This window comes from Paraburkholderia sp. D1E, assembly GCF_052682275.1.
Map to the genome: position 1 here is coordinate 1038481 of NZ_JBQYMB010000001.1, position 20012 is coordinate 1058492.

The window sequence follows — 20012 nt, forward strand, 5'->3', positions numbered from 1 at the left end:
TATATGAATTCCTCCAGACAACCTGACAACATGTATATCCCGACCAAATGGCGTGAGAAATTCGCCGGGGCACTTATCGAGCGGCAGGTCATTGGAGAATCTGGAGCGGAGGTTTTTCGCATCCGTTGTGACAGCGGGGAGGCGCTATTTCTAAAGTCCGAGCCCATTGATTTGCTAGATGAGCTTCCTGACGAGGTTGAGCGCCTTCGCTGGATGAAACGACTCGATCTGCCTGGACCTACATTACTCGGCGATACGACGGAATACAACCGCCACTGGCTGCTCATGACGGCAGTCCCCGGGCTCGATTTAGCCAGTAATAACGATTTATCTCCGTCTCAAGTCGTCGGCATTCTGGCGATGGCACTACGTAGCCTGCATCAGGTGTCTATTGCGGAATGCCCCTTCGACCATCGCCTCGAAGAGCGCATAGTAGTCGCCAAGAATCGTGTAAGCGCCGGGCTCGTTGACGAGGCAGACTTCGACAATGAGCGGCTAGGACAAAATGCTACGGATGTGCTCGCTGAGCTGCTGTCGACGCTCCCTGAAACGTCTGACCTTGTAGTGACCCACGGGGACGCATGTCTGCCAAATTTCATGGCTGAAGGAAGTAACTTCACTGGCTTCATCGACTGCGGTCGCCTAGGTGTCAGTGACCGCTATCAAGATCTTGCACTGACCGCGCGAAGCATTGCCCGCAATCTCGGGGAGATGTGGGTGGAGCCTTTCTTTCGCGATTACGGTGTAAAACCTGATCACCGGCGCATAGCGTTCTACTGCTTGTTGGATGAGTTCTTCTGATCGTCGTAACGACGTCAAATAACTACATCAAGCGTCAATCCCGATCGCCCGACATCGCCACCAAGCGGCGCTTTCTTCGATACCGTGATATCCAGCATATGCGATTGATGTCCGGTGATCTGTTCGGATCAGTAATTGCCAACGAATTTGACCGCCAGATCGACTGACCGAATTTGGCCGATTCTATTGAAAAAGTCGTGGTGCGTCGTCCTGACAACACGAGCGAATAATTCAACATCTCAGATCACCGCACGGGTTTCCGTAGTCTATCGATGATCCCTTCAGACGCTCAACGGGTACCCATTTTATGCTGGCTCATGGGCATGACAGCTTGTTTCTCCACCACCGCCGGCGCGGTTTCGCGCATGGACAACGCGCACAGGCTGGAGATGATGCCAAGCAGCGAAAACATGATTGCAGGTCCCATCCAGCCAACGACGCCAAACAGTCCGGTGGCGATGAACGGCAACAATCCTGCCACGACCGACGCCCCGTTGTAGCCAAGCGAAATCCCTGACGAGCGCACATTGGCAGGAAACTGCTCGGAGAACCAGCTGGATTCGACCGCAAAAATAGGATCGTGACTGAACAGCAGCGACAGCGACACCGCTGTAATGACCATGACGCCCGCGCCAGTGTTGATCAACAGGAACATCGGCACACCGAAGATTATCGTGAACAGCGAGCCAAACAGGAAAAGTGGGCGTCGTCCCAGTCTGTCACTTAGCGCGCCGTACAACAGATGGCTGCCAAGACCCAAGGCCGAGCCGATCATCGTCCCCCACAGCACGTTCTCCTTGCTCGTCACATGCGCCAGCATTACGTAGGACAGCATGAAACTGGTCGTGATGTAATAGCCCCCTGTTTCCGCCAGGCGCAATCCGATGATCTTCAGGATCATCCGCCAGTCGCTGCGAATCACCTGCAGCGCGGGTTGCTTGACGATCGTGTCGCTGGCCTTGATGGCCTCGAATGCAGGCGACTCTTTCACGCTCAAACGGATGAAAATGCCAATCGCTACCATCACGAATGACACAAGGAATGGCGCGCGCCATACCCAGTTTCCTTCGAACAGATGTGACGACAGCAGGAATGCACCGTTGGCGAGCAACAGGCCCAACGGGATGCCGACCTGTGGCACCGCGCCGAAAAAGCCCCGACGTTTTGCCGGAGCGTGCTCGCACGCCATCAACACCGCACCGCCCCATTCAGCGCCGAAACCGATACCTTGCACCATCCGCAACACGATCAGCAGGACCGGCGCCAGCACCCCGACCTGCTCGTAGGTTGGCAACGCGCCGATCAGCACCGTGGCGGCTCCCATCGCGAGCAGTGACCAGAACAGCACAGTCTTGCGGCCCAGGCGATCGCCGAAATGACCGGCGAGGTAGCCGCCGAACGGGCGCATCAGGAAGCCGACTGCAAGCGTGGCGAACGCCGCGAGAATGCCGATGATCGGATCGTTCGTATGAAAAAATATCTTTCCGAACCATCCGGCGGCGGCCGTGCCGTAGATGAAGAAGTCATAGCTCTCCACCGCCGAACCGATCATCGAAGCAACGGAGACCTTGACCGGGTTGTCCTTCGCGGCAAGCGTCGTAGATGAGGTACTCATGGCATTTGTCTCCGAATCGTTTTATTAAGTCAGAATCGTGCCGCACCGTGGCGACGATCGTTGTGCGCCAGTCGCTCAGCGCCAGGTTTCGATCACGCGGCTATCGTCCCGTGCGCCGAGTCCGGCGTCAGCTGCCTGGTGGTATCGGGTGTTGGCCACTGCGAGTAGCGGTACGTCTGCGCCGCAACCTTCAGCCGCGGCTGCCACCAGATCGCTGTCCTTCACGAAAATATTGATTGCGCTTGTCACGTTGACGTCGGTGCCGGCCAGCATCCTCGGCCCGCGATCGGACAACATCCACGAACCCGCTGCACCGTTCTCGATCAGCTCGAGCACCGTGACAGGCTCGAGGCCGAGCGAGCTGGCGAGATTCAACGCCTCGGCGGCGGCAACGATGTGCACGGAGCACAAATGCTGATTCACCACCTTGATGCTCTGGCCGTCGCCGAGGTTCTCGCCCGTGATGCGCACGCTGCCCATTGCGTCGAGCACCGGACACGACGCGTTGATATCGTCCCGGTTGCCGGCCGCAAATATCACCAGTTCGCCCGTCCTGGCTCGCGCGACGCCGCCCGTCACGGGCGCATCGACCACCCGCGCACCCGCCTCTCGCAAACGCGCCCCCTGTTCCCGCACGCTCGCCGGGCCGACAGTCGACATAATGATCCAGCGCTGCCCGGCCACCGCTTCACCCACACCGTCGATCAACGAAGCCAGTTGCGTGGGCGTGGCGACCATCGCGACGACGACCTCCGCGGCGGGCGCCGCATCGAACGAGCCGACAGCGTCGAGGCTGCTCGCCTGCGCGATTTCACGCGCGTGGCTCGACAGGTCGACGCCCGTTACGCTATGACCCGCCTTCTTGACTTGTAGCGCCATCGGCAGACCGATCGCACCGATACCCACAAAAGTTACCTTCATGATGTCCGCCTACTTGAGCCAGTGTTTGATGTTCTCGACGATCGATGAAGTCGAAATGCCGTAACGGTCGTGGAGCGTCGGAAGAGCGCCCGCATCGAGGAACTGATCGGGGAGCGCGACTTGCCGGAACTCGGGCATGACACGCGCACGCATGAGCGCGATGGCGACGGCTTCGCCAAGGCCGCCGATACAGCTGTGGTTCTCCGCGACGATGACGAGCCGGCCCGGACGTTTGCATTGTTCGATGATGGTGGCTTCATCGAGTGGCTTGATGGTCGGCACGTGCAGCACGGCGACGCTGGCTGATCCGCCATCCAGCGCCTGCGCGGCTTCGAGCGCACGCATCGTCATGATGCCGGACGAGACGATCAGCACATCGGCGCCATCGCGCAGCAGTTTGGCCTTACCCAGTTCGAACGTGTAGTCGTAGTCGTCGAGCACGACGGGCACCTTGCCGCGCAACAGGCGCATATACACGGGGCCGTTGTGGGCCGCGATCGCGGCAACGGCCTGCTCGGTATCGAGCGCATCGCACGGATCGACGATGGTCAGTCCCGGAATGCCGCGCATCAGCGCGATATCCTCGGTGGCCTGATGGCTTGGACCGTAGCCTGTCGTCAGTCCTGGCAAGGCGGCGCAGATTTTGACGTTGAGGTTTTCCTCGGCGATCACCTGGTGGATGAAATCGTAGGCGCGGCGCGTCGCGAACACCGCGTAGGTGGTGGCGAACGGAATGAAGCCTTCCTTGGCCATGCCGCCAGCCGCGCCCATCAGAAGCTGCTCAGCCATTCCCATCTGAAAGAAGCGCTTGGGGAACGCATTCCCGAAGATGTGCAGGTCCGTGTACTTCGACAGATCGGCGGACATGCCGACAATGTTCTGACGCTTCTCAGCCTCGGCCACGAGCGCGTGTCCAAACGGCGCCGGGCGTGTGCGTTGCCCTTCCGATGCGATCGACGCAATCATCGCCGATGTGGTCAGACGGGGCTTTTTTTCAGTGACGGCGCTCATGAGCGATCTCCCTGCGTACGGTTCCGATCGAGCACGGCAATCGCTTGCTGCCACTCTTCCTGATCGACGCGGATGAAGTGGTTCTTCTCACGTGCTTCAAGAAACGGCACGCCTTTACCCATCAGCGTGTCGCAGAGGATTACCCGCGGCTTCTCATCAGCGAGCGCGCGCGCCCGATCGAATGCGGTGATCACAGCGTCGAGATCGTTGCCGTCGACACGTTCAACGTGCCAGCCGAAAGCCAGCCATTTGTCCGCGAGCGGTTCAAACGCGAGGATGTCGTGCGAGGGACCGTCCGCCTGCTGACGGTTGATGTCGACGAGGACGATCAGATTGGAGAGTCGATGATGTGCAGCGGAGAGCGCCGCTTCCCAGGTCGCGCCTTCGTCGAGCTCGCCGTCGGACATCGAGTTGTAGACGAAGGCAGGATTGCCTTTGAGGCGCAGGCCCAGTGCCATGCCCACGGCGATCGTCAGACCCTGCCCAAGCGAGCCGCCCGAGATTTCCATCCCAGGTGTGTAGGTCGCCATTCCCGACATAGGCAGGCGACTGTCGTCCGAGCCGTAGGTTTCGAGTTCGGCTTCCGGGATGATGCCGGCTTCGATCAGCGCGGCGTAGAGCGCGATCGCATAGTGTCCGTGCGAGAGCAGGAAGCGGTCGCGGCCTTCCCATTCGGGATCGTCCGGACGAATCTTCATGGCGTGGCACCAGGCGACGGCAAGCACGTCGGCGAGGCCGAGCGCCTGACCGATATAGCCTTGCCCCTGGACTTCGCCCATACGCAGAGCAAAGCGGCGAATCCGGTATGCGTGGTACGCGAGCCTCGTGTGGGGGCCGGCAGGCGTGTCGGCGGCCGGCCGCATTGAGGCGGTGATGGGTGTCATGTCTCCGTCCTGGTATTTTGCGGAATGTCTGTGCCCAGTGCGCCGCGGTATCTGGCGACGACAGGTGCACTTCATTCATCAGTAGTCGATCAATTCAACGCAGTGCCAGAGTATCATTGGGAAAAACGGCCTGACAAAAGAAAGGATTGCACCCAATCATGAATGGAATTCACGCATGAAGTCGATCCGCAAGCTACCGCTGCCCTTCCTGCGCGTCTTCGAGGCGGCCGGCCGCACCGCGTCGTTCGCGACAGCCGCAGAGGAACTCGATCTGTCGCCGAGCGCGGTGAGCCATTCGATCCGCAAACTTGAAGAGACGTTGAATCTGCGACTGTTTCAGCGCAGTACACGTGAGGTAAAACTTACCCGCGAGGGGGCGATCCTGCTTGAGCACGTACAGCGAGGCATGGATGAGATGCGACGCGGACTCGCGCTCGTCGCGACCGACGGACCCAGTCCGCTGCGCCTGCATACGGCGCCTAGTTTCGCGACGCAGTGGCTGCTGCCCAGGCTATCGGGTTTCGTCCGCGAAAATCCGAACATCGATTTGCGTTTCTCCGCGAGCACCGATTACGCGCGCTTCGAAAACGATGATTTCGATCTCGACATCGTGTACGGTGAGCCGAAGCCATCGCCGCACGAAAAGATTCCGCTAGCGCTGGAGAAGCTCACGCCGTTGTGCGCGCCAGACGTGGCCGTGCAGATCCGCGGCCCCGAAGACCTCTATGCGCATACGCTCATCCAATGCGACGTTCAGATGTTTCAGTGGAGGGGCTGGTTCGAAGCGAACGATCTGAGTCCGCCTGGTCACTATGGCCTGCACTTCGACCGCAGTTCAATGGCCATCGCAGCCGCGGTCGACGGACTCGGCGTCGTGCTCGAATCGACGCTACTGGCCGACCGTGAACTGAAGAACGGGACGTTGGCGTGCCCGCTGCTCGGGCGTACGCGCGAAGTGCCCTATATCGGGCACTACCTCGTTTATCCGAAACGGCTTCATTATCACCAGGCGTTTGACACCTTCAAGACCTGGCTGCTCAGGGAGTTGAGAGTCCATCATCCGGTTCCGGACGGCGAGATCGACGAGGCAGAATTTTGAGTGTCCGCTTCGTCGCGCGCTTCCGCCGTTCAACGCCATAGTGGTCAGTGTCTCGTCATAGCCGGCGAGCGTCCATTCGCTCGCCGGGGGCGGCTTACACTTCGCTTTGTTCAGCCATTTCATGCCTGCCATGGTTCATGATTTCCCCTCGTCGTAACAACTAGTACAAGTGGGTCCTTAAATGGGTTCTGAAATCGAAAGGCCCAAACCAAAACAACCACAGGTCAGGGCGTCCAGCGATAAACGGTGATACTGGAACCCTTGACGTTGTTCTTCGTGACCACGTACTCGCCCGTCGATCGAAGGTATGCCCTGATGCCGTACATCGAATCGATGGCGCTGCTGGCGTCGACGGTACCGGTACTGGTGTTGACCAGCGTGGTGTCGAGATTTCCTGTAGCCAGATTGAATGCGTCGATGTTCGGCAAAGCTTGGCCGCCGCTGAACCAGTAACCGACAAATAGATAGCTGCCGGCCGCGTCAATCGATTTGGCGCCGGCGTGGGCGAGCTTGATCACCGGATTGGGTGCCGTGGTATTGCCCGCACTCCAGCCGTGATACACCTCGATCCGCGAGCCTATCGACGTCCAGTCCGTACTCCCAACAATGCCCTGTCCGAGAATCATGGTGTCGCTGTCCGCGAGGTAGACGATGCGCGTCAACGGCTTGATGCTGTCGGGAATGCGGATGGGAATACCGGGTCCCCATGTTGGCTTGCCGCTGGCGTCGAAGCCGATCAGCGGATAGTGGTAGATGTAACCGGTCTTGTCGAGGCCGGCCCACACGCCCCCCTTGCTGTCGATGCAGAATCCGTCCCTGACCGACGCGGTCGCCTTGAACGCCGGACCGGGAAGCGTGGCGTCCGGTATCGCGATGTAGCCATTCGCAGCATTGAAGTGGAAGAAGTAGTAGGTATCGGGGTTCTGGCCGGACGCCACGAGAATCCGGTTGGCGCCGACGGTGGCAAGTTGACCGAAGTGCTCATCCCGTGAGCGATCGTTGATGTTGATGCGTGGATCAGATGGATAGGCAATCGGATCGACCGTGTTCGCTACGAAGGTTCCCCCTGCGGTGCCGGTATAGATGTTGGTGCCTCCATAGAAGTAGACACCGTCAGTACCCGGGTCCGGAGCGGCGATCCCCTCAAAGTTGAGAGACTGAAGCTTCCATTGCAGACGACCAGAACTGTTGTAGGAGTGAATGTCGGTGCCGCCGTCGCGGCCGAGGTCCCAACTGCCGCCCCACGGGTTGTTGAGCACATAGAGGTTGCCTGCGGTGTCCTTGCCGATGCCTACGACGCGAGTGAACCGCTTGTCGCCAACCTGGCCTTTGATTCCCGTCGTGGTGTCGAGATAACCGCCCTGAATGCCGAATGTGCCGGCCAGCGTCGGCGTGCCCGAGAGCTTGTAGCGCTTGATGTTCATGTCGGGACCTTCGTCCCCGACCACGAGCTGCCCCGACAACGCATCGAAATAAAGCGCCGATGGCAGCGACCCACCTGGCATCCGGATGGTGTTCAACAGGCCGCCGGTTGGACTGAACCCGACGATCGAGCCCTCACTCTTCTGTGCGACCCAGATGTTGCCTGCGCCATCCAGTGCGAGAGCGCCCGGGCCTGTGACGTTGATGTCCCGCTTCCAGACGCCGTCGGTAGTGAAGATCCGAACGCGATTGCCATAGAAGTCGCTCGCATAGAGGAGCGAGCCCGCCGTGGCGAGCCCGGTGACGACATCGACCCGAGGCTGGTTGTTCAACGCGCTGATCTGAATCAAAAGATCGCGAGCCTTGGTGGTGCGGTTGTATCGTCCCACCGCTCCGCTTCCGTACGTCCCGCCAGGCTGCAGTGCCACGTAGATCGACGTCGCGTTACCCGTGATCGCGCTGCCCTGAAACTCGCCGTGCGCGCCGATCGAGCCGAGGCTCTTGCCGGCCTGGTAGATAGCCACGCCACCCTCGTATTCGTCCCACATGGAGGCCGTATAGATGACACCTTCGGGCGCGACCCACATGGAACGCGCGGTGTTACCCACATGGGCGGCGAGGGTGCCATAGGTGTTCGCCAGCCAGTCGGTGGTGTTTTCCGCCTGACACGCCGGCGCGATCGTGGCGATCGCTACGGCGAGTAGCACAGCATGAATTCGTTTTTTCTCGACCATGACTGATGCTCTCCAGAATGTAGTGATCATTCACGTGAATAGTCGGCCAGTCAGATTTCAAATTCGTGATCGGTGACCCACGTATGACCATATGCAACTCATTGCGCCTTTACAAGCCGCTCTGCGACTTTGCATGCGAACGTGAATTGGCCTCTCCTCTCCTTCTCGCGCAACAGGTAATATTTCGCCTTGTCTCGGCGTATCGTTATGCATAGCGAATGAATCAGGGCGTTTTGACCGTTACCAAAAAACATAGGGGTGGAGTCAATGAATCGAAAAGAAATCAAAGCTCAAGTCGTGCAGCTTCTATCGGATGGCGTTGCGAAATCCGAAGTGTTCACCAGGCTGACGGGACAAGGCGTCAAGGATCGTCTGCTTGCATATCTCATCGCAGCGCACGGCAGCCGCGAGACGCCGTCTTTTTGGACGGCGAAATTTCTACCGATATGTGACGCGTTTCATTCGTCTCGGAACGGTTGATTTTGCAAATGGTCGAATTCGATTCGCGCCTGTTCAACCCGAATCCGTCCACACGAGGGGTAGACATGAAAGCAATCGAAAGCAAGCGCTCTTCCATGCATATTGGCTCGCGGGCGGTCGCGTGCCTGCTGGTGGCTGGGTTTGCCGCATCAACCAGTGCCGCGTCCGGCGCAGAATCCATCCTTCTGCCTCAGGATGCGCCGCACTACAGGACCGGAGACAACTGGACCTATCTGTGGTCCGACCTGCTGTCCGGAAAGAGTAAGACCATCACCCAAACCGTGACATCCGTCCATACCGATGGGAGTGCCTCTCTTCTGATAGGCCCCGGAGGCGGGCGTGTAGAACTGACCTCTGAAGCAAACGTGATTCCCAACGAAGCTGCCCAGCACGCCTGCGGTATCGCGCTTCATTTTCCGCTGGGAGCCGGAACGCGCTACGAGGCGGATTGCCAGGCCTCCGGCGAAGCGGGCACGACTGTGCTACGGCGAGCCCAGTGCGAAGTGCAAGGTGTTGAAGAGATCAAGACAAAGGCAGGCTCATTCTCCGCGATCAGGATCAGGATGACAGGAGTCTGGTCGCCGCAAGCTGGTGCCGGAGGTGGGCCGATGGAGGAGACACTGTGGTACGCCCCGAGCGTCAAGCGTGTTGTCAGGGAGGAGTTTCAAGGCCGCATGGCCGGAAAAGGCGCACCCGCGACGACCGCAATGGAACTGGTGCGTTACGCGGTGAAACCGTAGTCTCGATCGTGCGCACCGCTCCGTCCCCAGACCCGTGCGGTGCCTTCGGCACTTCCTGACTGGCAAGGCAGTTCCAACGATGCAACGGCCGGTAGCCACGTGTCAGACTGGAGCCAGGGCATCCCCGGCTGGGGCGTGTCGCTAGTCATCGGCCGGCTCGTCTTCCTCCATTGTGTCGATCGTGTCGCCATCCTCGGAACGCGTCAGGACAAACTCGGCAATCGCGTTCCAGTGCCGCAACGCCTTGACGCGATCACCGTCCATTACAAACTCGAACGTCGTTTTCGGGCTCAGGTAACTGCGGAACTGACGGTCTTTGAACGGCACCAGAACTTCAACAGGTCCGTTTGCAAAGCGCAGCGTGAGCTTCTGTCTACGATTTAGCCGCACCGCCGCTTTGATCCCAATCGCCGTCACATAGGTTCCGGTGATTTTGTCGAGGACGGACTGGGGCACTGCATCGGGCATCCGTTTGAATACCGCCTCGGCCTGATCAAGCCACAGCAACGCCCGGCTCCAGCGTTGCCTTGAGAATACGCTCGGGAATCACCTGCTTGCCCGACACCCGGCCGTGATTCATCAGCATCAGCAACGAGCGGGACATATCATCCATTGTGGCGACAATGCTGCCAGCGGGGCTCGACTCGTCGGTGTCCACGTACGGCGGCTGCCACAATTCATCGCTGTCGCGTTTCCCCAGAAACGGTACCGCAGGTTCTGGTCGCGTGAGCATGTCAGCTATGGTGAATTCCGCGTCTGTCATGCCGAGCGGCGTAAGTATCTCGTCGCGCACGAAGCGGTCCCAGCGCTGCCGCTCATTCCAGAGTCTTTCGGCGGTTCAGATACGTTCGGCATAAGCCCAATTCCGCTCGGAAAGGGGTTTCATCAAGCGCTTTCACTTCGTGCCGCCGATGCAGTCTGGGTAGTTGATCGTTTTCAACGCGGCCATCGTTTGCGAGAGACGACGGCGAAGCTCACGGCGATCGCGCCCGTCTGAACGTGGCCATCGTCTGCCGAGGATACGCTGGCGAAGCGGGGGCGACGAGGGCGGCGCGCTCGACTAACCAAAGGATCCGGCGCAGGTTCAGGATCGCCGATGTGTTCGTCAACCGAGATATCTCTGCGACCCAGCCGGTGTGGATGACGCTTAGGGTTTGTTGAGGCCATGGGTAATCGCGTGTAAAAAGACATATCCGTATTGAACAACTCGATCATCGATTAGTAAAATGAATGATTTGATCAATGTGATAACCAGACGGAATGGAACTCAAACTGCTGCGAACGTTTTTGTCGGTCGTCGAACTGCGTCATTTCGGGCGCGCGGCGGACGCCCTGCACATGAGTCAGCCGGCGTTGAGCAAACAGGTTGGCGCGCTGGAGGCGAGCCTGGGCGCGAAGCTGTTCGAGCGAGGCCGGCATGGCGCGGAGCTGACGCGGTTCGGGGAAATTTTCCTGCCCGATGCGCAAGCGCTCGTCTACGACGCGGATGAGATTCTCGCGCGTGCGCGAGAGGCAAGCAGCGGCAGGCGTGGTCATTTGCGGATCGGCATTTGTCTGTCCGTGCTGACGATCGCGCCACAGATCATCGCCGACTTCCGTCAGCAGTATCCGGGCATTGCCGTCGCGTTGAGTGACCTGTCGTCCGCTGAGCAAACTCGCCGCCTGCTGGCGGGGAAGCTGGATGTCGGCTTTATGCGGGTGCCTTCGATCGACGGCCTCTCGTCGCTTCGTGTGGTCGACGAGACACTGGCGCTGGCGTTACCCCCGCGCCTTGAGCACGTACGTCTTCCTTCCGATTTTGGCAAGCTGAATGAAATGGGTTTCCTGGCCTTGCGGCGTGCGCGTGGGCCCGGGCTCGCTGCCCAAGTCGAAAGCTGGTGTCGCGAACAGGGCTTTGTACCAAACGTGATGCAACAGGCTGATGATATGCAGTCTGTCCTGACATCTGTCGCTGCTGGAGTCGGTGTCGCGTTCGTTCCCTCGCGCGCGCAGCATCTTCTTCGGGACGCTACCGTCCTGCCGCTTCGCGGAAGGCACGCGAAGTGGCGCGTGGGGCTTGTCTGGGCAGATGCGCAGAAAAACCCAGTTACATCACGGTTTGTCTCGTTTGTGCGCGCCGCGCTGAAAAGCGTCTGACTCTTCTTTCCGACGTCGACCGTTGTTTCTTCATAGGCGACATCACCGGCCAACGGCAATTGGCCGGCCAGCGCCTGTCGTCGATCGGCGGCACGCGACCCTGAGCAGCCAATGAGCAGCAATCCCTTCTGGCCATCCGCCCGAAGGTCATCGAACGAGGCCGGTGATCAACTCAACCAAACGAATTGGCCCCCGGCCCTTCTGGCAGTAGCCATCAATCTCGTCACTCCTGAGTTGCCGATGCACCTCCGTTTCGTCTAACGCTGTGAAGGCGATGATTGCAATCTCGCGCGTGCGCTACAACACACAAATACGACACTCATAAGTCAATTTTTTGCGCATGGAGTTACCATCAGCAATCAGATCCTCGGGACCACCAGGACAACGGCAGGAGGATCCTGATTGCCGCGGAAGAACGAAGGACCGGTACCCACTCGAAGCGCTGGCGCGAAAAATCAGGCGGCGTTGAGGTCGCGATGAGCGATGGCCGACAGCGTGATCCAGGAGGATGACGGGAGCACGCGGGCAGCATGAAATTCGAGGCACCGGGCGTTTTTTCTCCACACCCTGCGAGCGACTACGTCGAGGAGATCCGCAATGAACGGATTCGATCTAACAATTCTAACTTTCCTGACCCAACACGCTTTTGGCGCTGGATTGATAACCAAGGCGATAAGAGCCATCGCCGGCTTCTACACGTTCAAGGGCCTGGTGTTCATCCCCATATTGTGTTGGATATGGTTTAAACCCCACCAGCACGGCGAATGGGATCGCGAGGTCGTCATCGCGACCCTTGCGAGCGGTCTTATGGCACTCGTGCTAGGCAGACTTCTTGCGCATTACCTGCCATTTCGCGTGCGACCGATCTATAACCCGGATTTGCACCTTCACTTTCCCGCGACCGAGGGGGAGCATGAGTTGCGATTCTGGAGTTCTTTTCCGAGCGACCACGCGATGATGTGGATGTCGGTCGCCACTGGAATTTTTCTCGTCTCATGCCGCGTAGGGATACTCGCGATTCTCTACACGGCGATCTTCATATGCGCGCCACGGGTTTATCTCGGTTTGCACTATCCGACCGATGTCATCGCGGGAGCGCTGATCGGCGTTGTGGTCACCTATGTGATGACGAGTAATTTCGTCAGAAAGCCTCTTGCAGCCCCCATCCTCCGATGGATCGACAAAAGGCCAGGACTCGGTTACGCGATGGCATTCGTGCTGTGTTTCGAGTTGGTAACCCAGCTGGACGAAGTCCGGATACTCGCGCAATCTGTTTCAAAGGTCGTCGGGCATTCGTAGAGATTACGAATACCGATGGCGGCCAAATCCCTGTTCGGCGATTCTCTGGCTCCGCCGTTGACCTCCACTTCACTCAGGCGAAGCCGCACGGATTCGTCGACTGCCCGCGCCCGTGATCCCCGCACATCCGCTCAATGCCGAACCAACAACGGCGGGGATTTGACTCCTTCTCTGCGGCACCTCGCGTAAAAAGCCTTGCTGGTCACTCTGGGGGTGACGCGTTTCCGGGGACGGTTGGCAATTGACTTCCGCCTCGGCGAGTTTCTTCCGTCTGACGTGACGTTGGCATTACCGTGGAGACTGATCATGCATTTTCAATAGCGGACGTGCGACCTTGATGTTTTTCCTTCGGCTGCGCAGCGCGAACGCAGCAAACGTACATCCCAACATCGCGATGCCGGCTACGAAGAACGTATCGCTGTAAGCCATAAGAAGCGCTTCACGTCCAATCACTTTGTCGACGATCCCGAGTGCCACCTCGCGGGTACCATCAAGCCCTGACACTGCCAGCGCATGCGCCCTGTCAATGTGGCTCTGTGTCAACACCCTGACCATGCCGATCATGCGCTCCTGAAACGCGCCATTGAACGGGGTGATCGCCTCGCCAATGCGCGAAGCATGCAGTTTTTCCCGTTCGACCACGATCTGGCTGGCGATCGCAATGCCGATCGCACCGCCCAGGTTGCGCACCATACTGAACAGTCCCGAGGCTGATCCAAGCTGACTCTTTTCGATGCCGTCCACGGCCATCACACCGAGCGCGACGACCACCAGCGACTGTCCGATCCCGCGCACGATCAACGACGGCACGACTACATTCGCCGATGCATCCACGTTGAGATGAATGTTCATCAGACAGCCGATTGCCACCAGCAGAAAACCGGCGATGATGGCGGTGCGTGCACTCGTGTGACGCATCAGCGGCGGCGTCAGGAACGACATCACGAACTGAACGAGCCCGTACGGCACCATCATGACGCCGATATCACGCGCACTGTAGCCCTGCAATTCGGCAAAGTAGTTCGGCACGAGAAACACCACCGCGAACACCACGCTACCGAACAGGAACTGCATCAGACTGGCTATGCCGAAGTTGTAGCGGCCGAGCAATCTCAGATTGATGAACGGGTCCTCCCGACGAAGCTGCACGACCACGAAAATAGTCAGTCCAACGGCCGCGATCAGAAACATGTTCACAATGAAGCTCGAGCCGAACCAATCCTTGCGGCCACCTTCCTCCAACACGATCTGCAGCGCACTGAGTCCGATTGCCATTGTCGTGATACCCAGCCAGTCTGCGTTGCGCAACCTGTCCAGATGCACGGGCTCCGGTTTGATCGCCCAGCCGATTGCGCCCAGCAGCACCAGCGCGGGTGGGATCTGCAGATAGAATATCCAGCGCCACGAATACATGTCGGTTAGCCAGCCCCCGAGAGAAGGCCCAGCCGCCTGCGCAACGTTGTTGGCCACGGCGAACAACGCCATCCCGAGAGGATGGCGTGACGCGGGCAACTCCGTCAGGATCAGCTGAAACGACAGCGGAATCAGCACACCGCCGAACGCCCCCTGAAATGCCCGGGCGACGATCATCGCGTCGATCGTTGGTGCCACCGAACACACCAGCGAGAAGATCAGAAATCCGCTTGTGCCGGCCAGCATCACACGGCGGATGGAAAACACCCGCACGAGCCAACCGGTCAACGGAATGATGATGATTTCCGCCACCAGGTACGCCGTGGTAATCCACGAACCTTCCTCGAAACTCGCGCCGAGCGAACCGCGGATATCGGGCAGCGACGCATTGGTGACGTGCACGTTCATGCCGGCCATAAAGCAGCCGAACACGCCGCCAAGCACCGCCACCCATGCGCGCAGCGACACCGATTCATGAGTATGGGACAAGGCGTTCGTCGTGCTCATGAGCGGCTCGCGGAAGGCTGCACAACGGCGGTGCCGGTATGAACGTGCGCGACGACTGACATGCCTGGCCGCAGGCTGATGGACTCATGCTGCCCGGCGTCCAGCCGGATCTTGACGGGAATGCGCTGCACGACCTTGGTGAAGTTGCCAGTCGCGTTATCGGGCGGCAGCAACGCGAACTGCGCGCCCGAGCCTGGCGCGATGCTCAGCACGCGCCCATGCAAGGAATGCCCCGCATAGGTGTCGACGTCGATCTCGACCGGCTGGCCGGTGCTCATTGCGGCGACGTCCGTTTCCTTGAAGTTGGCGATCACGTAGACATCCTGGAGCGGCACCACGGCGAGCAGAGGTTGGCCGGTCTCGACGTATTGACCCGGCCTCACGGCGCGCTGGCCGACCGTGCCGTCGTTCGCCGCGCGAATCGTCGTGTGGTCGAGATCGATCTGTGCGAGCGACAACGCTGCGCGCGCAACACCGAGCTGGGCTTGCGCCTGCTCGATCGCCGCCATGCCTTGACTCCGGCGCTTCTCCAGCACGATTTGCTGGCCGCGCTGGGCTTGTACGGTCGCATTGGCCTTGGCCAGCGCGGCGTCGGCAGTGAGTGCGTCGGCATGCGCCTGTTCCCAGCGCTGCGCGCTAGAGGCCTGCTCAGCCGCCAATTGCCGGTAGCGCTCGGCGTCTGCCTTGCTGCGGTTGGCGCCTGCCCGCGCCGCGGCGACGTCCGCCTGCGCCGCGTTCATCACACTGCCTTGCTGGGCAATCTGCGCATCGAGCGTGGCGACGTTCGCCTGCTCCGCGTGCAGGGTCGCAAGCCCGGCATCGACCGTTGCCTGAGCCCGCGCGACCTTGGCCGCGTAGTCGGCTCGGTCGATATGCGCGAGCACGTCGCCCTGGTGCACCGGCTGATTGTCTTCGACATCGACGCTCGTTACATAGCCCGGCACGCGCGAACTGACCGTCACCACGTCTGCGCGCACATAGGCGTCGTCAGTGCTTTCGATAAAACGGCCGACGGTCCACCAGCGAATGCCTACTACGACAATCCCTGCGACGGCTATCGCCGTGCCCGCGAGCACAAGGTTTTTTCTGCTAAACGGCAATGTCTTTCCTGGAACGACAGTGGTACTCATATCAAGACCTTGATGAGAAAGTAACGGACGAGCGGCGCGGCGACACGATGCGCTAGTGTTGCCAGCCGCCACCGAGTGCCTTGAACACGGCGATCTGATCGGACGCGAGTGCTTCAGTCGACACAGCAAGCGCTGCATCGCCGGCAACGAGACTCCGCTCGGCATCGAGCACATCGAGAAAGTCCAGTGCGCCCGCCTGGTAATTCAGTTCGGCGAGATGGAAGGCGCGGGCATCGTTCGCGCGGGCGGCCTGCAACGCACGTTGGCGTTCCCACTGCGCACCGTAGAACGTCAGCGCCTGTTCGGTTTCCTTCAACGCCGTGAGCACGTTGCGTTCGAACTGGGCGAGCGCTTCCGTGTTGCCGGCCTTGGCCTGTGCAAGCCGCGCGCGGCTCACCGCCATGTTGGGAAAGCGCCAGCTGATCAACGGCCCCACGCCCCAGGCCACCGCGTACTGATCCCCGAGCGATGCGAGGCTGCCGGTGGTCGACAGGAAGTTCACCGAGCCGCCCAACACGATCGACGGATACAGATCGGCACGCGCGACGCCGACCCGGGCGTCGGCGGCGGCCAGCTTGCGTTCCGCCTCACGCAGGTCAGGACGGCGGCGCAGCAGGGCGGCGCCATCGCCAACCGGGAACGGCGCGTTGAGCACCGGCGCGAGACGGCACTGCCCGGCCGCCTGGGGAAACTCGCCAGGCGGGCGGCCCAGCAGCACGGCCAGTTCGAACAGGGCTGCGCGACGCTTGCCCTCGAGCGTCGGAAGTGTCGCGCGCGTTTCATCGAGAAAGCCGCTCGCGCGCGCGACCTCGAGGTCGGACACCAGCCCGCGATTGCGTTGCCGGGTGGTCAGATCCACCAGGCGTTGAGCGATCCCGAGCGAGCGGTTGGCCACGTCGATCTGTTCGCCGTAAGCACACACGTGCATGTACGCGTCAGTTGTCGATGCGACGACGGCGACGCGGACCGCGTCCGTGGCCGCCTGCATCGCGTCGGCATCGGCTTGCGACGCTTCGACGAGATGGCGCACGCGCCCCCACAGATCCACTTCGTACGAAACCGCCAGCGAGGGCGCGTAAGCCCAGCGCGTGTCAGCCGACTCGCGTCGCGCCGCCGCGACGATCTGATCAGCACTCTGCTTGCCGTAGTTGCCGCCGAGTGCAAGCTGCGTTTCGGGCAGCCTGGCGGCCGTGGCTTCGTTCAGCACCGCTTGCGAACGCGCCAGACGCGCAACCGCGACCGCGAGATCACGATTCTGCTCGAGTGCCTGCTGGACGAGACCGTCAAGCACCGGGTCCTGGTAGAGACGCCACCAGTCGTCAGGTAATGGCTGTTGCGCAACAGGCCCATGTTCCGCCGACATGAACGGCGCGGACGCTGCAGCCGACAACTGCGGCGCGCGGTACGGCACCTCAAGAGAACACGCCGAGCCAAGCAGCGCGAACGCCGCAATGCAGACCAGGCGCAGAGGCGATCGTGTGAAGCGACGTGGCACGCGTGGCTGCCGCCTCGGGCCACGACGAACAAGAAAATGAACGGTGCGAAAAGCGCCCGAAGGAACCATGACAGATGCTCGGCTGTGGAATCGAAGGACTGATGGTAGAGTCCTGTGATTCGTTCATCTCTCGAAGAATTGCCATGCATCATCGCGAAATGGACAGCTTCGGTTTTTTCGAAAGCCAGAAGGCGCTTGAAGTCGCGCCCGTCACCGTGCTCGCCACGGATCAGCCCGCCGGCACCGCGTTCCCGCCACACGCGCATAGCAGCGGCCAATTGATCTACGCCATTTCGGGCGTGATGATCGTGCGTTCGGCCGCCGGCAGTTGGATCGTGCCGACCGGGCGCGCGGTGTGGGTGCCGGGCGGTGTGCGCCATGAAATCGAAATCGCCAGCGACGTGCAGATGCGCACGGTCTACGTGGCGGCCGACGCTCGCGACACATTGCCAGACAGCTGCAGGGTGATCCTGGTAGGCGCGCTGCTTCGTGAGCTGATCGTGACCGCAGTCGGCATCCGGCCGGTCGCCGGGCACGGTGGACGAGAACGGCGCGTGCTGGAATTGATCCTCGATGAGATCTGCGCCGCCGAACCACTGCTATTGCATGTGCCGATGCCACGTCATCCGGCGCTCGTCGAACTGTGCGCTGAACTGATTGCACAGCCGTCGCTCGACGCTACATTACAAGCTTGGGCGCACCGGGCCAACATGAATGCGCGTACGTTCGCACGGGCATTTCAGCGCGAGACCGGCATGACGCATGGTTCATGGTGCCGTCACACGCGGGTCCTGCTAAGCCTTCCGCAACTGGCAACCGGCGCATCGGTGCTCGACGTCGCACTTGAACACGGCTACGACAGCCCGAGCGCGTTCACAGCAATGTTTCGCAAGATCCTCGGAGTCGCACCCAGCGAGTACTTCAAATGAGGCTCATCCCGTACAGCACGACGTCATCGGAGGCTGTCCGATTCGCGACGATCAGTTGAAGATTTGCGTGCGCGGCGATCCAGGCTTCTCAAATAGACTGCTAGCGCCGAAGCGCGCTATTCAATGCAACGACAATCCCGCCCGGCGCCTTATCACCATTGCTCGGGGAATTCCACTGGACCTGATTCATTGCATGCGCGTTTTTTCTGTGCTCGCCGACACCGGCAGTTTTACCCGCAGCGCGGGACAACTCGGCGTCTCCACGCCTCATGCGTCGCGCGCTATAGCTCGGTTGGAGAGCCATCTTGGTACTCGTCTTCTGCATCGTACGACGCGTTCGATTGCGCTTACCGAGCCAGGGTTGCGCTATCTCGCCCGGGTGCACGAAATTCTAAGTGTGCTGGACGCATCTGAACGTGAAGTGAGGTTTGCATCCGCAGAGCCACGCGGCACATTGCGGATGCATTGCAGTGCAAGTCTGGCCGATCATTTCGTGTTGCCACTTGCCGCAGGATTTCAACGTCAATACCCGCATGTGAATTTTGATCTGACGGTGGCGTCGCAAATGCCCGATCTGGTTCGGGCACGTTATGACATTGCATTGATGGCCGCCAACCACCTCCCAGAGTCCAATCTGGTCGCATTAAAGGTCGGCGCTATTCGAAGCGTGCTGTGCGCGTCTGCTGACTACGTTGAGGAATACGGAATTCCTTGCACACTCGGCGATCTCGCAGCACACCGCTGCCTGCAAATTGGGGGGCCGGCATTTCGCGAACGTGAGTGGCAGATGAGATGCGGCAGGGAAACCGCGACGGTGCCCATCGACCCACAGCTAATTGTCGATGCCGGACGTTCCCTGGCAATCGCCATCCGCCAAGGCATGGGTGTCGGGCCGCTGCCGTCGTATATCGCGTCGCAAGAGATACAACTCGGCGACGTTATCGCCGTACTGCCGGAATACACGGTCAACGAAACTGACCTGTATTTGCTGTATGCGTCCCGACAATACCTCGATACAAAAATACGGGCATGGATCGATTTCATGAAGGCGCACATGCGATCGGGCAGTCCCGAGGACTTTGACGTAAGCCTATGAGGGTTCGGCACGCTTGTGGTTTTCCTGACCGGTCGCAGGTTTGACCTTTCTCACCTCGGTCGTCAGGGCGCCGCTGCATGTCTAAGGGCGGTTCATCTGCCGTAAGCAGTCGTTCGCGGATCGATTGTGTGGGGCCGCTCCCGGCCGAACTCGGAAGTTCGATAACGGACCGAGGGTGACCCATAGTGGACTCTCGCGTCGCTCATCAGCGGGACTGGCGGCAGCGCAGAAAGTGGGTTGCGAAATGGCAAGCATGACCGCCCGGCATGACAACACTAGCGCTCATAGTGCAGAACAGGC

The 20012-nt window shown here is 60.2% G+C and carries 17 protein-coding genes and 1 pseudogene; 8 read left to right on the forward strand and 10 right to left on the reverse strand.

The features are described 5' to 3' along the window. Nucleotides 1-30: 30 nt before the first annotated feature. The gene (locus tag ACUN0E_RS04925) at nt 31-801 is read left to right on the forward strand and encodes an APH(3')-II family aminoglycoside O-phosphotransferase (protein WP_445565818.1); all 771 of its coding nucleotides are present in this window, start codon (nt 31-33) and stop codon (nt 799-801) included. A gap of 289 nt (nt 802-1090) precedes the next feature. Here ACUN0E_RS04925 and ACUN0E_RS04930 read toward each other — a convergent pair whose 3' ends face one another. The 4 genes from ACUN0E_RS04930 to ACUN0E_RS04945 all read right to left on the reverse strand — a co-directional run bounded on the left by ACUN0E_RS04930 (nt 1091) and on the right by ACUN0E_RS04945 (nt 5211). Next, nucleotides 1091-2416, reverse strand: coding sequence for an MFS transporter (locus tag ACUN0E_RS04930; protein WP_408337760.1), 1326 nt, complete (start codon nt 2414-2416; stop codon nt 1091-1093). Nucleotides 2417-2491: 75 nt separating this feature from the next. Continuing rightward, nucleotides 2492-3337, reverse strand: coding sequence for an NAD(P)-dependent oxidoreductase (locus ACUN0E_RS04935; protein WP_445565819.1), 846 nt, complete (start codon nt 3335-3337; stop codon nt 2492-2494). Between the two features lie 9 nt (nt 3338-3346). Beyond that, nucleotides 3347-4348, reverse strand: coding sequence for a transketolase family protein (locus tag ACUN0E_RS04940; protein WP_408337764.1), 1002 nt, complete (start codon nt 4346-4348; stop codon nt 3347-3349). Continuing rightward, complete coding sequence (locus ACUN0E_RS04945; protein WP_445570385.1) at nt 4345-5211, reverse strand: transketolase; 867 nt, start codon at nt 5209-5211, stop codon at nt 4345-4347. The genes ACUN0E_RS04940 and ACUN0E_RS04945 overlap by 4 nt, the downstream gene beginning before the upstream one ends. Nucleotides 5212-5407: 196 nt before the next feature. Here ACUN0E_RS04945 and ACUN0E_RS04950 point away from each other — a divergent pair, with 196 nt between their 5' ends. After that, on the forward strand, nt 5408-6331 hold the full coding sequence (locus tag ACUN0E_RS04950; protein WP_408388317.1) for a LysR substrate-binding domain-containing protein: 924 nt from the start codon (nt 5408-5410) through the stop codon (nt 6329-6331). Between the two features lie 224 nt (nt 6332-6555). On the opposite strand, the gene ACUN0E_RS04955 is transcribed toward ACUN0E_RS04950, so the two are convergent. Continuing rightward, nucleotides 6556-8487 carry an SMP-30/gluconolaconase/LRE-like region family protein gene (locus ACUN0E_RS04955; RefSeq protein WP_445565820.1) on the reverse strand — a complete coding sequence of 644 codons (1932 nt, stop codon included), beginning with the start codon at nt 8485-8487 and terminating at the stop codon, nt 6556-6558. Between the two features lie 267 nt (nt 8488-8754). Between ACUN0E_RS04955 and ACUN0E_RS04960 the strand changes: the two genes are divergently transcribed. Both ACUN0E_RS04960 and ACUN0E_RS04965 read left to right on the forward strand, forming a co-directional pair. After that, entirely contained in the window at nt 8755-8967 is a 213-nt protein-coding gene (locus ACUN0E_RS04960) for a hypothetical protein (RefSeq protein WP_408484686.1), read from the forward strand. Between the two features lie 65 nt (nt 8968-9032). Continuing rightward, on the forward strand, nt 9033-9707 hold the full coding sequence (locus ACUN0E_RS04965; RefSeq protein ID WP_445565821.1) for a hypothetical protein: 675 nt from the start codon (nt 9033-9035) through the stop codon (nt 9705-9707). Between the two features lie 141 nt (nt 9708-9848). On the opposite strand, the gene ACUN0E_RS04970 is transcribed toward ACUN0E_RS04965, so the two are convergent. Continuing rightward, a complete protein-coding gene (locus ACUN0E_RS04970) occupies nt 9849-10214 on the reverse strand; it encodes a hypothetical protein (RefSeq protein WP_445565822.1) in 366 nt (121 codons plus the stop codon). Continuing rightward, nucleotides 10201-10506, reverse strand: a pseudogene (locus tag ACUN0E_RS04975) (serine hydrolase); the annotation flags it as partial. The pseudogene ACUN0E_RS04975 and the gene ACUN0E_RS04970, both read right to left, overlap by 14 nt. Before the next feature lie 461 nt (nt 10507-10967). Between ACUN0E_RS04975 and ACUN0E_RS04980 the strand changes: the two are divergent. Together ACUN0E_RS04980 and ACUN0E_RS04985 are read left to right on the forward strand one after the other, a co-directional pair. Beyond that, a complete protein-coding gene (locus tag ACUN0E_RS04980; RefSeq protein WP_445565823.1) occupies nt 10968-11843 on the forward strand; it encodes a LysR family transcriptional regulator in 876 nt (291 codons plus the stop codon). A gap of 597 nt (nt 11844-12440) precedes the next feature. Continuing rightward, nucleotides 12441-13142, forward strand: coding sequence for a phosphatase PAP2 family protein (locus tag ACUN0E_RS04985; protein ID WP_445565824.1), 702 nt, complete (start codon nt 12441-12443; stop codon nt 13140-13142). Between the two features lie 288 nt (nt 13143-13430). Here the strand turns inward: ACUN0E_RS04985 and ACUN0E_RS04990 are convergent, their stop codons facing one another. The 3 genes from ACUN0E_RS04990 to ACUN0E_RS05000 form a co-directional block, all read right to left on the reverse strand. After that, complete coding sequence (locus ACUN0E_RS04990) at nt 13431-15062, reverse strand: DHA2 family efflux MFS transporter permease subunit (RefSeq protein ID WP_408337770.1); 1632 nt, start codon at nt 15060-15062, stop codon at nt 13431-13433. Next, nucleotides 15059-16162, reverse strand: coding sequence for an HlyD family secretion protein (locus ACUN0E_RS04995; RefSeq protein ID WP_445565825.1), 1104 nt, complete (start codon nt 16160-16162; stop codon nt 15059-15061). Before ACUN0E_RS04995 ends, ACUN0E_RS04990 begins: the two co-directional genes overlap by 4 nt. An 82-nt stretch (nt 16163-16244) precedes the next feature. Next, nucleotides 16245-17687 carry an efflux transporter outer membrane subunit gene (locus tag ACUN0E_RS05000; RefSeq protein WP_445565826.1) on the reverse strand — a complete coding sequence of 481 codons (1443 nt, stop codon included), beginning with the start codon at nt 17685-17687 and terminating at the stop codon, nt 16245-16247. Between the two features lie 158 nt (nt 17688-17845). On the opposite strand from ACUN0E_RS05000, the gene ACUN0E_RS05005 reads away from it, so the two are divergent. Further along, a complete protein-coding gene (locus ACUN0E_RS05005) occupies nt 17846-18616 on the forward strand; it encodes an AraC family transcriptional regulator (protein ID WP_408388490.1) in 771 nt (256 codons plus the stop codon). Between the two features lie 67 nt (nt 18617-18683). After that, on the forward strand, nt 18684-19712 hold the full coding sequence (locus ACUN0E_RS05010) for a LysR family transcriptional regulator (protein WP_445565827.1): 1029 nt from the start codon (nt 18684-18686) through the stop codon (nt 19710-19712). The last annotated feature ends 300 nt before the right edge of the window (nt 19713-20012 follow it).

What these genes read in the sequence shown, in the direction of transcription:
- ACUN0E_RS04925 (WP_445565818.1), top strand. Translation starts at nt 31, where the DNA reads ATGTATATCCCGACCAAATGGCGTGAGAAATTCGCCGGGGCACTTATC.
- ACUN0E_RS04930 (WP_408337760.1), bottom strand. Translation starts at nt 2,416, where the DNA reads ATGAGTACCTCATCTACGACGCTTGCCGCGAAGGACAACCCGGTCAAG.
- ACUN0E_RS04935 (WP_445565819.1), bottom strand. Translation starts at nt 3,337, where the DNA reads ATGAAGGTAACTTTTGTGGGTATCGGTGCGATCGGTCTGCCGATGGCG.
- ACUN0E_RS04940 (WP_408337764.1), bottom strand. Translation starts at nt 4,348, where the DNA reads ATGAGCGCCGTCACTGAAAAAAAGCCCCGTCTGACCACATCGGCGATG.
- ACUN0E_RS04945 (WP_445570385.1), bottom strand. Translation starts at nt 5,211, where the DNA reads ATGCGGCCGGCCGCCGACACGCCTGCCGGCCCCCACACGAGGCTCGCG.
- ACUN0E_RS04950 (WP_408388317.1), top strand. Translation starts at nt 5,408, where the DNA reads ATGAAGTCGATCCGCAAGCTACCGCTGCCCTTCCTGCGCGTCTTCGAG.
- ACUN0E_RS04955 (WP_445565820.1), bottom strand. Translation starts at nt 8,487, where the DNA reads ATGGTCGAGAAAAAACGAATTCATGCTGTGCTACTCGCCGTAGCGATC.
- ACUN0E_RS04960 (WP_408484686.1), top strand. Translation starts at nt 8,755, where the DNA reads ATGAATCGAAAAGAAATCAAAGCTCAAGTCGTGCAGCTTCTATCGGAT.
- ACUN0E_RS04965 (WP_445565821.1), top strand. Translation starts at nt 9,033, where the DNA reads ATGAAAGCAATCGAAAGCAAGCGCTCTTCCATGCATATTGGCTCGCGG.
- ACUN0E_RS04980 (WP_445565823.1), top strand. Translation starts at nt 10,968, where the DNA reads ATGGAACTCAAACTGCTGCGAACGTTTTTGTCGGTCGTCGAACTGCGT.
- ACUN0E_RS04985 (WP_445565824.1), top strand. Translation starts at nt 12,441, where the DNA reads ATGAACGGATTCGATCTAACAATTCTAACTTTCCTGACCCAACACGCT.
- ACUN0E_RS04990 (WP_408337770.1), bottom strand. Translation starts at nt 15,062, where the DNA reads ATGAGCACGACGAACGCCTTGTCCCATACTCATGAATCGGTGTCGCTG.
- ACUN0E_RS05005 (WP_408388490.1), top strand. Translation starts at nt 17,846, where the DNA reads ATGGACAGCTTCGGTTTTTTCGAAAGCCAGAAGGCGCTTGAAGTCGCG.